This window comes from Paenibacillus sp. MY03 (genome assembly GCF_002165585.1).
Taxonomy (GTDB): Bacteria; Bacillota; Bacilli; order Paenibacillales; family Paenibacillaceae; genus Pristimantibacillus; species Pristimantibacillus agaridevorans.
Window position 1 is genome coordinate 257,354 of the sequence record NZ_MXQD01000012.1, and the last position, 9,658, is coordinate 267,011.

Annotated in this window: 14 protein-coding genes; all 14 read right to left on the reverse strand. The window is 35.0% G+C overall.

What is annotated here, in order from left to right; genetic code table 11:
* Positions 1–19 precede the first annotated feature (19 nt).
* Complete coding sequence (locus tag B1748_RS14940; RefSeq protein ID WP_087568715.1) at positions 20–502, reverse strand: DUF6933 domain-containing protein; 483 nt, start codon at positions 500–502, stop codon at positions 20–22.
* Between the two features lie 346 nt (positions 503–848).
* Positions 849–1,556, reverse strand: a complete 708-nt coding sequence (locus B1748_RS14945) for a class I SAM-dependent methyltransferase (RefSeq protein WP_087568716.1) — start codon at positions 1,554–1,556, stop codon at positions 849–851.
* 158 nt (positions 1,557–1,714) lie between these two features.
* The gene (locus B1748_RS14950; RefSeq protein WP_087568717.1) at positions 1,715–2,221 is read right to left on the reverse strand and encodes an HIT family protein; all 507 of its coding nucleotides are present in this window, start codon (positions 2,219–2,221) and stop codon (positions 1,715–1,717) included.
* A 153-nt stretch (positions 2,222–2,374) separates the two neighbouring features.
* Positions 2,375–2,950, reverse strand: coding sequence for a GNAT family N-acetyltransferase (locus tag B1748_RS14955; protein WP_087568718.1), 576 nt, complete (start codon positions 2,948–2,950; stop codon positions 2,375–2,377).
* Positions 2,951–2,992: 42 nt separating this feature from the next.
* Complete coding sequence (locus tag B1748_RS14960) at positions 2,993–3,475, reverse strand: DinB family protein (RefSeq protein ID WP_087568719.1); 483 nt, start codon at positions 3,473–3,475, stop codon at positions 2,993–2,995.
* Between the two features lie 22 nt (positions 3,476–3,497).
* The gene (locus B1748_RS14965; RefSeq protein ID WP_256975677.1) at positions 3,498–3,887 is read right to left on the reverse strand and encodes an NUDIX hydrolase; all 390 of its coding nucleotides are present in this window, start codon (positions 3,885–3,887) and stop codon (positions 3,498–3,500) included.
* An 80-nt stretch (positions 3,888–3,967) separates the two neighbouring features.
* Positions 3,968–4,420, reverse strand: coding sequence for a VOC family protein (locus B1748_RS14970; protein ID WP_087568720.1), 453 nt, complete (start codon positions 4,418–4,420; stop codon positions 3,968–3,970).
* 70 nt (positions 4,421–4,490) lie between these two features.
* Complete coding sequence (locus tag B1748_RS14975) at positions 4,491–5,165, reverse strand: class I SAM-dependent methyltransferase (protein ID WP_087568721.1); 675 nt, start codon at positions 5,163–5,165, stop codon at positions 4,491–4,493.
* 910 nt (positions 5,166–6,075) lie between these two features.
* The gene (locus B1748_RS14985) at positions 6,076–6,876 is read right to left on the reverse strand and encodes an inositol monophosphatase family protein (protein WP_087568722.1); all 801 of its coding nucleotides are present in this window, start codon (positions 6,874–6,876) and stop codon (positions 6,076–6,078) included.
* 106 nt (positions 6,877–6,982) lie between these two features.
* A complete protein-coding gene (locus tag B1748_RS36420) occupies positions 6,983–7,213 on the reverse strand; it encodes a DUF6199 family natural product biosynthesis protein (RefSeq protein WP_143810298.1) in 231 nt (76 codons plus the stop codon).
* Positions 7,214–7,324: 111 nt separating this feature from the next.
* Entirely contained in the window at positions 7,325–7,765 is a 441-nt protein-coding gene (locus B1748_RS14990) for a UPF0158 family protein (RefSeq protein WP_179215591.1), read from the reverse strand.
* 94 nt (positions 7,766–7,859) lie between these two features.
* Positions 7,860–8,453: a histidine phosphatase family protein gene (locus B1748_RS14995; RefSeq protein ID WP_256975678.1), complete on the reverse strand. Its 594-nt coding sequence runs from the start codon at positions 8,451–8,453 to the stop codon at positions 7,860–7,862.
* A gap of 185 nt (positions 8,454–8,638) precedes the next feature.
* Positions 8,639–8,824 carry an NUDIX hydrolase gene (locus B1748_RS15000; protein WP_087568725.1) on the reverse strand — a complete coding sequence of 62 codons (186 nt, stop codon included), beginning with the start codon at positions 8,822–8,824 and terminating at the stop codon, positions 8,639–8,641.
* 143 nt (positions 8,825–8,967) lie between these two features.
* Positions 8,968–9,387, reverse strand: a complete 420-nt coding sequence (locus tag B1748_RS15005) for a GNAT family N-acetyltransferase (protein WP_087568726.1) — start codon at positions 9,385–9,387, stop codon at positions 8,968–8,970.
* Between the last annotated feature and the right edge of the window lie 271 nt (positions 9,388–9,658).

Sequence of the window (9,658 nt, forward strand, 5' to 3'; positions counted from 1 at the left end):
ACTTCACCTGCCAAACAGTTCACTTAGATAATGTTTTTAGAGCTTCTTTAAATACTTTGATTGGTTCATTATATTCTATCGGTTTATAAATTAATCGGTTCAGCCATTTCATTCTTTGCATATTGTCTGTAAAATTATCTTTTTCGAAAATGGATATTTCAGTCATAGTTCCTATCACACTTCTGTTGTTGGTTTTTGAAATACTTAATTCAGAACCTTCTTTCAAATACCTATCAATCATATTTTTTTCAATTCCTTCTTCCTGTAAATAAGTTTCCAGTGTTATCAAAAATTTCTCCTTTAGTAAAGAAAGTTGCGATGTTCTAATTCCATCAATGATTAGACAAAGCCTTGATAAATCATTAACAAATAATATGTGTTTTTTGTTGTTTAATTTATATATATTCACATGCCAACTGAAAAGAGGTGAAATGTCGTCGACTTGAATTTGAGCAGACTTCATGTCTTTCAATAATGATTGCGTAAATCTTAATACGATCAAATGAATTCAATCCCTTCTTTATTTTTTCTAATCAAACTTATTCCTTAAGAATCTTTAGGTTCAAAATCGTCTTTTCTATTTTTAAGTTCGTTGATAATAAGGTCTAGTCTATTAATTATAATTTCATCATTTTTCCTTCTTTTTCTTAGGGTTCCATCTATACTAGCTAATCCTATAATGATTATTATCATAAAGATGTAAATGACTATACGATCAACTCCTTAGATTATTTAGTTGACTTTCGTAGTTTTCATCTAATATTCCGTGTTCATGACGGCCATTTCCCCTTAGTCCGCCGATGCTTGAACACATTGTTAGATGGTGCTTGCTGGTTTCAACGATTAACTTACTTTATTTTCTTAGCTACAAATGATATACAATCAGTGGTCAGCATTACGTTTTGTCCATTTCTGTCTATTTCATATTCTAATTGTTTTACAAATCGATTTTTAACTACCCATCCGGCATAACATTGATCCAATGTTGTCAGCATTCTTTCGGTAGATAGATTTACTTCAAACATTGGATCTAATTCTTGCCCATTTTCAAGGTTTACTTCTCTTATATTCGATCCAATAATAATGCAATTCGACCCATTTGATTTGGTTCCACATGTCATTTCATTAAGTTTTCTTTCCAGTTCTCTCTCCGAACTTACGTGCTCCAGGGCAGACACAGCAATAATAATATCGAACTTTTCTTTTTCGATAGTATATTGTTCAATGTCAGATAATATTGCCTCGATATATTGTTCAACGCCATATTTCTTACTATAATAATGTAATTTATCTATAGCGGACTCTAAGATATCAACACAAACGACCTTGCCATTATTATTCTTCAATGATTCAGCTATAGGAATACTATTCCTACCTATACCTGAACCTAAGTCTAATACACATAATGATTCTTGTTGGTTATATTCTGCTAAAAGGTCGATTACAGTTTTTACTGGTCTATGCAGCCATGAACCTGATTCAAATAAATTGTAATTATCGTAACAGAAGTCATGATATTTCTTCTCTTCTGTTCTTATACTCGCTACTCTGTCCATATCTTTCACCTCGAGCTTTTTGCAAGTATATCTATATTTCATGTATTCACGAAGTCCGACGAAGGTCTTAAATGTCCGGCTGGACCTGCTTCCCTGCGAATTACTTCTTTCCGGACCGAGGGCGAATGCCCCGATGCGTGAATATCGTGTAGGCGAAGTTACCCTGTGCTGCTTTCAAAATGCCTTAATCCTTCCCTTAATTCTTTGATTCCTTCAATTACAGCTTTCATATTCTCTTCATTATTCATTTGATTTCTTGCATGTAACAATACTGGTCTCAAAGATTCAACGGAATTTCCAAATTGTTCCATCCATTCATATCTCGGAACCATCCACATATGAAAATGATGAGTTGTATCTTCATTATAAAAATAATATACCTTATCAATTCCTAGTCTTGATCTTTGTTCGCTTCTAATCTTATGTATTAATGATATGTATTCCATTCGTTCTTCTACCGAGAGCTCGTCCATACAGTAAAAATGCCTTTTAGAAGCAAGGATTACTAAACCTCTTATTGGATAAGCAACATCTTGATGTACATGAAAATGTTTTGATTCATAAATCACTCCACCTGTGGAAGCAATTAATCCACTTGTCAGAGCACAACTCAGGCAATCTACTTCGACAGTTCGTCCATCAGCCAATGTGATCTGCCGTGACATTCGGACACCTCCTGGTTTTATTTATAGATCTCTTCGTAATTACATCGAGTGCTGAATGGATCGAAGCGTGAATATGGTGTTATGTGAAGCGCCCTTCTTCGTTTATCCAACAACTAATACTCGTTCTAATATGATAGCTTGCACTAAATTCGCTCATAAAAATTCTCCTCTATCTACTTTCAAAATATCTTCTTTCGAGTATTCCATCAGCCAACAATCCCTTAGCTCTCCCTCATGCATTTCATAATTTTCAAGTTTCATTATTTTCTTAAATCCACATCTTTCATAACATGTGATTGCTCTTAAATTCCATGTTTGTGGGTCCATTAAGATACGATCTGCGCCTAATTCATGCGTTAAATATTTGATCATGGATTTCATGAGCTGTTTGCCAATTCCTTGATTCCAATATTTCGTTTCTCCAATAAATTGATCCGTTCCATAGATCGTTTCATTCAAATCATAGTAACCAAATTTCTTACATGTTTCTTCATCTATCAAATAGAATTGTATATATCCTATTGGTTTATGGTTGTATTCTATCAAACATCTTTTTTCTTCTTCATCATTCGTGTAAAAATTTTCTTTTATCAATTCCAAATCATGCGGACGATCGCGACCTTCATAATAGGTTAAAACTAACGGGTCATTGAGCCAACTAACCAGATGTTTTTGATCTTTTATTTCAAGTGTCCGCACAGTTATACCGTTACTTTCATATAAGATCATACTTGAACCTACTTTCGATATATTCTGAATCGTAGATTTCGCCTAATGTTTCGTTAATGATTTTATATACTTTTCAATTTGTTTTTTATGGTGCTTGTCATGGGAAATAAATCCTCTTAAATATCCCCGAATCGAAAACTTCTTTGTATCCCCGTCTTTATATGCCTTAATATAATCTTCCTCTGGTAATCCTGAAATGTCACTAATGATCTTTTTCCTATATTCAAGGAATTGGTCAATAATTTGATCCCTGGATTGGGTTTTTGCATACTCCCTTGCATTGGCGTTGAATTCATCAAAGTTTAAATGCCTTACCGACACGGGCTGCCCAAGCTTGATCTTCTTTATGCCTTCCTCATAAAAATACTTGTCCCAAAGCATGATGTGACTTATTACATCTTTTAAAGTCCATTTCCCCTCAGAAAGAGGCCTATTCCAATGTTCTTCATCTATTTTTTTAAGATCTTGTACGAAATTAATAAAGGATTTGAATTCTTCAACCATTTCCTTAGACGTCTTCGCCATATAATTTGCTCCTTTGAGTATTTTATGATGTCTTTAGCTTCAATTTCTTACTTACAATATCCATTATCGGCTTTGTGTAACTATCAAGATAATTAATACCTTTTTGTGAAATCCATTTAACCTCAATTATGTCTTCATTATCTTTATTGTCTTTATCTAGTTTTATTTGCCCTTCAAATTTGGTTATTAGATATGTGTATTTTTTATTCTGTTCATGTATTAGATATAATCCTTTTACTTCAATTCCCGTCTCTTCTTTAACTTCTCTTATACAAGCCATTTCAGGGGTTTCATTTATTTCAATTCCGCCTCCAGGAAAATTCCATACGATATCTCCTCTATGTACATATTGTCTAACCATCAAGAGGCTGTCGTTTTGTAAGATAACAGCTTGTGCAATGATACGATACACCTTCCAACATTATTTAATGAGGTTAATATGTTTGATTCTGTTGGTCTTTTCAGTAAAGGCTTTTTTAAACCGTCACTTACTTATTTGTTACCGAGTTCTTCCGCCAAACCGATTAGAATTCCTTCGGTTCCACGAATGTAGCAGAGCCGATAAGAGTCCTTATACTGAACCACTTCGCCAACGAGCTGCGCGCCATATTTAGTGAGTCTGGATACCATCTCGTCAATGTTTTGAACTGTGAACATGACGCGTAGATAACCAAGGGAGTTTACTGGAGCCGTCCGGTGATCTGATGTAGTAGGTGGGGTGAGAAATCTCGAAAGTTCAATTCGGCTGTGGCCATCTGGGGTAACCATCATAGCAATCTCTACACACTGAGAACCTAGTCCGGTTACGCGACCAGCCCATTCACCTTCGACAGTAGTTCGCCCTTCGAGTTTCAAGCCAATCTCCTCAAAGAAAGAAATTGCGTCATCAAGGGATTCTACAACGATGCCGACATTGTCCATTCTCAGTAATTTATTTTTTTCCATGGTTTTTTCCTCCTCGGATATCAAGTCTATACCTGGTGTTAGATGATGTGGCCGACTTCCTGAATTGCGCTTAAGGTTTTATAGCTTTCCATATGTATTTATATTCCTTCAATTGAATGATTCCATTTATAGTATTCTCATTTATTCTAATTTCAAGTTCTTCTTTCATATGGTCTTCTGTATAATTTGGGTTTCCAGGAATGTCAGAAAGGAATTTCATAAATTCTTCTTGGTTAGGAAAAATAATTCTTGCATCCTTATACTCTCTGATCTCAATATTCTTAAAACCGTTGTGATCAAGCCGTTCCTTTACTATATCAAGTGCGCCTGAATGAATACCGAAAATCGTACCTTTAGATCTCAAAATCCGGCTATGATTTATAATAGAAGTAGGGCCTCTACGATCATATATAAAATCGAATTGTTCATCTTTGAATGGAAGTTCTTCCTTTGTTGTGGCATATACAAATTCCAAATTTGATCTATCCAACTGATAAGACTGAGCTATTTTAATCATCTCGATTGAATTATCAAAACCAATGATTGATTTAGCGAATGGAGACATTTTTATTGTAAAATCACCATGTCCACAGCCGGCATCTAATACGTGACTATAGTTTGGAAGGATATTAATTAATTCTTTTTCGAAAATATTCTCAGCGGAAACACCTTTTATTAGGAATTTCGCATCTGATTTATACCCGCCATTTCGGCGGGCGATAGAGTTATACCAATCTACTCCCATGAAAGCCCTCCATTGTTTATGATCTAGCTGCGTCATCTAACATTTTGTATATTCACGAAGTCGACATAGTTGGACGTTTCTGGCTGAAAACTCACCTGCAGAACAAAGCATATAAATTGCTCCTTTGAGTGGTGCCAATAACTCCAGGCGAGGGTCGGATGTCCCGATGCGAGGATTTGATGTTATACGGAGTTACTTTTTTCCAGATTAAGATTAATTTTATTAATCTTTTGGATCTTCCTTGTAAAACGTCCATTCGTTTCCTCTACCAAATTTATCTTTAGCGTTAACATTGTTTATTCTCTTGGTAGCAAGATACTCAGCATAGTACTCTTTCCCATTAACCTTATATTTAATAGTGTACTCTATAAAGTGACTTTGAATATCTGTGGTAATATCAATTACTTCCCCACCTTTTTCTTTGATTACTTTGTTGATTTCTTCCTTATGGAGCTTTTCTAAGTTATTATTAATTGGAATTGATAATATTAGTACTAATCCAACTGATACAAAAACAATAAATGAACCTGCAATTTTATTTCTCTTGCCAAGTAGAAATGTAATAATAAAACAAATTAAAATAACAACTATTGAGATAATTGCCCAAACCAGAATGAATCCCCTCCAATTTCAACTTATTATAATTTCGTATAACGTTTCCATGTTGCCTTCTTCCGTCCAATAGTGATCTAGATATCTATACTCATATAGTCCATTTTCCTTGACATCATCTGGTTCATAATCACTAAAGTAATATTTATACAATTCAAGGAGATTTCACAAAGATGATTTTGATCATATTCGCCCCACTGAATAGTTATCATAGACCGAAAACCTTTTACCGGATCGAGGACCGAATCGCAAGATGGGCAAATATGGTATTTTAAATGAAGTCAGTTGCTTCCTTGAGTTAACCAAGTCCCTCTTTTACTATTCTCAATAATTCTTGTTTGTGGTCGGGATGGCAAGCAATTATGTAAGGCTCTTCTTTCATTCCTGTAAAAGGGTTTCCATCAAAATCGATTACGATGCCCCCAGCTTCTTTAACCATTAAAATACCTGAATACAAATCGTCACCTTCAGAATTATAAAGAATTATTCTCTCTATGTCCCCTTTGGCAAGCATGCACCATTGAAGTGTTGGAGCCCATAATCTCATCATTCTTATGAAGTTTACATCAATAAATTGTCTTAATTTAACTGCCCTACTATCGTTCTGTACTTTGTGCCCTTGAATCCAACCAATATTCCCTTTAAAAATATTGAAATTACTTTTTATCTGAACCTGACGTTTATTGCAATACGTTCCTTCTCCAAGGACAGATACAAATAATCTATCAGTCAACGGCTCGTAAACCACCCCAAGTACGGGTTCTCTTCTATACATCAACGTTATTGAAGTCGTAAAAACGGGCAATCCTATTGCAAAATTATTAGTTCCGTCCAAAGGATCAATAAGCCAAAGCCAATCGTTTTCCGTTCCTATTATCCCTGCCTCTTCACTATGTATCTGATGGGTAGGAAATGTAGTGCGAATTTGTTTGATTATAATTTCTTCAGCTAGATGGTCAACTTCAGTGACCACATCGCCAAATTCGTCTTTTGATCTTAAATCTACAAAATTATCAAATTTTTCTTTAGAAATCTCTCCTGCTTGGCGAATAGTTCTTACTGATATTTCTTTTGCTTTATGGATAATCTTGTAATCCATCTTACACCCCTTATTATATTGCCTCTACCGCTCTCACGCTCTCAATATCATCAGATTTTAACTAAATTCAGTACTGATTCACGAACATTTTAATGTATTGAATTTTTCAAGTTCCTTTAAATCCACCCAAAAGTGCTACTATTATAAGAAAAACCCCAATTGTAACAGAAACATACCCACCTGTTTTAAATCCTTTAACAGCTGTTTTAGATGGTTTATTTGGATAAACATAGGTTCCTGATCTTTTGTACATCATTTCAGGCTTTATGATTGATAATATGCCAGGCAATATCACAATGATTGTAATGAATAAAGCAATTGTAATTCTATCAATCATTAAGATCACCTATTCTGTTTATTATTAAGTATCTCTGCTAATATCCCCTGCCAAACCATGGCGCGAAGCGTGAAAATGGTGTTAGGTGATTGTAGCTTGAGATTTTTACATTCATTCTATAATCAGTTTAATCAGTTCTTCTTCAAGTACCTTCACAACTCTTTCCCTGTTTTTTTGATCCTTGAATTTATACCATTCTTCCAACAATCTTGAGTCATCCGAAACGGAATCTTTAAATCTTCTGAAAACTCCTTTTCCTCCACTGAGTGCACGTTCAAGTGAATGTTTCATCCTCATATCTCCTACAGTTTCTGTGAACTCTACCATATCCTCAAACGATTGCCATGATTCAATCATTGGTACTCTTATATAACGTTCTCCAAACTCATCTTCAATTCTTTCTTCAAGTTCTGGATCATTTTCAATGTACTCGCCAAGCATTTCGACTTCACCTGTTTGCTTATCAAAATAATATCTAATTTCGTGTCCTGTATTTTCACACGCAAATATCAGCTCTTCGAACTGAGATTGAGTAATTTTAATTTGTTGCATTGAGTTCAACCTCATTTAGTATTTTTCTTCATATTTTCGGCTGAATAGGCATCTTAGCTTCTGACTCTACTTCTTTGTTGCTTGCTTCATTGAATTACTTCCATATCCTACTTAAACTATAATGTTCTTTTTTTGAATTTAAGATCTTTAGTTCATATACATCTGGATTGCTTAATTTTTTCCATTCTTCAAATCCAAATTCATTATCAAAGCACTTTATTATTAATGACATTAAATTTCCGTGTGTTACAATCGCAACACTACTTTCTATTCGCTCACTTAATTCATTAATTACAGAGTATCCACGCTCCATTGCTTCCCTTGATGATTCACCGCCAAATAATCTTAAATCTAGATTTTCATACGTTTCTGATAATCTATCCATCCAGTTTTCTATATTTTCTGAGCTTAAAACTCTCTCACATAACCTCTCTTCAATATTTATTTTCAATTTATTTTTCTCCGCTAAAGGCTGGATACTCGACACAGCTCTAACATAACTGCTTGAAATAATATAATCTATTTGCTTTTCATGAAGAAAATCAGCTAATTTAATAGCTTGTTCGTTTCCTTCAATCGTTAATTTTGCATTCGCCTCCTGCCCTTCAGCCTTGCAATGTCGTATAAGAAAAAACCGCTTCAAAGCTATCACTTCCAAACATTTTGATTTTGTTTTTGGCAATTGCACATAACGTCTCTCGCATTCACGAACCTCCGAAGGAGGTTGTCCTAAGCATCTACTTTCCAGAGATCACTACTGTGGGTCACTCCCGCCGGACCGTGGACCGAATACCCCGATGCATTATGGTCTTATAGGGTGACGCAGACCTCTTTGACCACTTTCAAAATGCCTATAGACCTTCTAACAATTCTTTATATAACTTTTTTTCTCAATGTCAATTCTGTGGATGGGTTGATATTTTCTATTGGTTCTTCTAATGAAAAATAATGAAGTTCAATTCCCTCGTCGTCATTTATCTTGGCTTGTCCTTCAACATCTATTGCTTCATATACTGCCATTACATTATAGATTTTTGGTTTGAAAAATGTCTCTCCCATAAGGAACTAATTCATCTTTGGCGGTAAGTCGGTGCGGATGGTCCGCTGAATCTACTTCCCCTGCTACTCGCTTCTAGCGGACCAAGGGTTGATAGGCCCGAAGCTGTTAGATGATGTGGCTGCTTCTCGAGTTACCTTCGATATTATAACTCTTTAACAAAAAACACTTCCCCGATTTTGCCTTCATTTATTCCATTTATTATTCCACATTCCTTAAATCCCATTTTCCTATGCCACTCTTGTGGATCGGCTTCATTCACTTGAGACGAACTATATATTGTTTTTAATCCTTTGCTTTTCAAATGTTCTTCAACATATTTCAATAATCTTTTACCAAGTCCTTTTCCTCTATAATCAGGATGAACCATTATCAACCCTATGTATGGATACTTTGACCATAAATATTCTAATCTTAAATATCCAATCAGATCTTCATCATCTTTTGCCAGAATAATTTCTTGGTTTTTCAGCTTCCAATTTAAAATATGCTCTGGAACGTGTTGGTCCCCAGTGAACACATCACTTGAATCTAATTGACTTCCAAATCTAATTGTAATTGACATTATTCAATTACTCCTTTTCCTTTTGCTCTTTTATTAATAACTGTTTTGGCTATTTCGTCTAACGTTTCATATATTCACAACATCCGATGAATGTTGGATGTGTCCGGCTGCATCGGCTCCCCTGCCAACTACTTCTGCCGGACCGAGGGGCGAATGCCCCGAAGCGTGACTATGATGTTATAGGATGTATCCGCCTTCTTCGATATGGCTCTATCCTTTTCTTTCGTCTATAATTTCTTTAATTTGTTGAATATGTCTTTGTTCATGAATG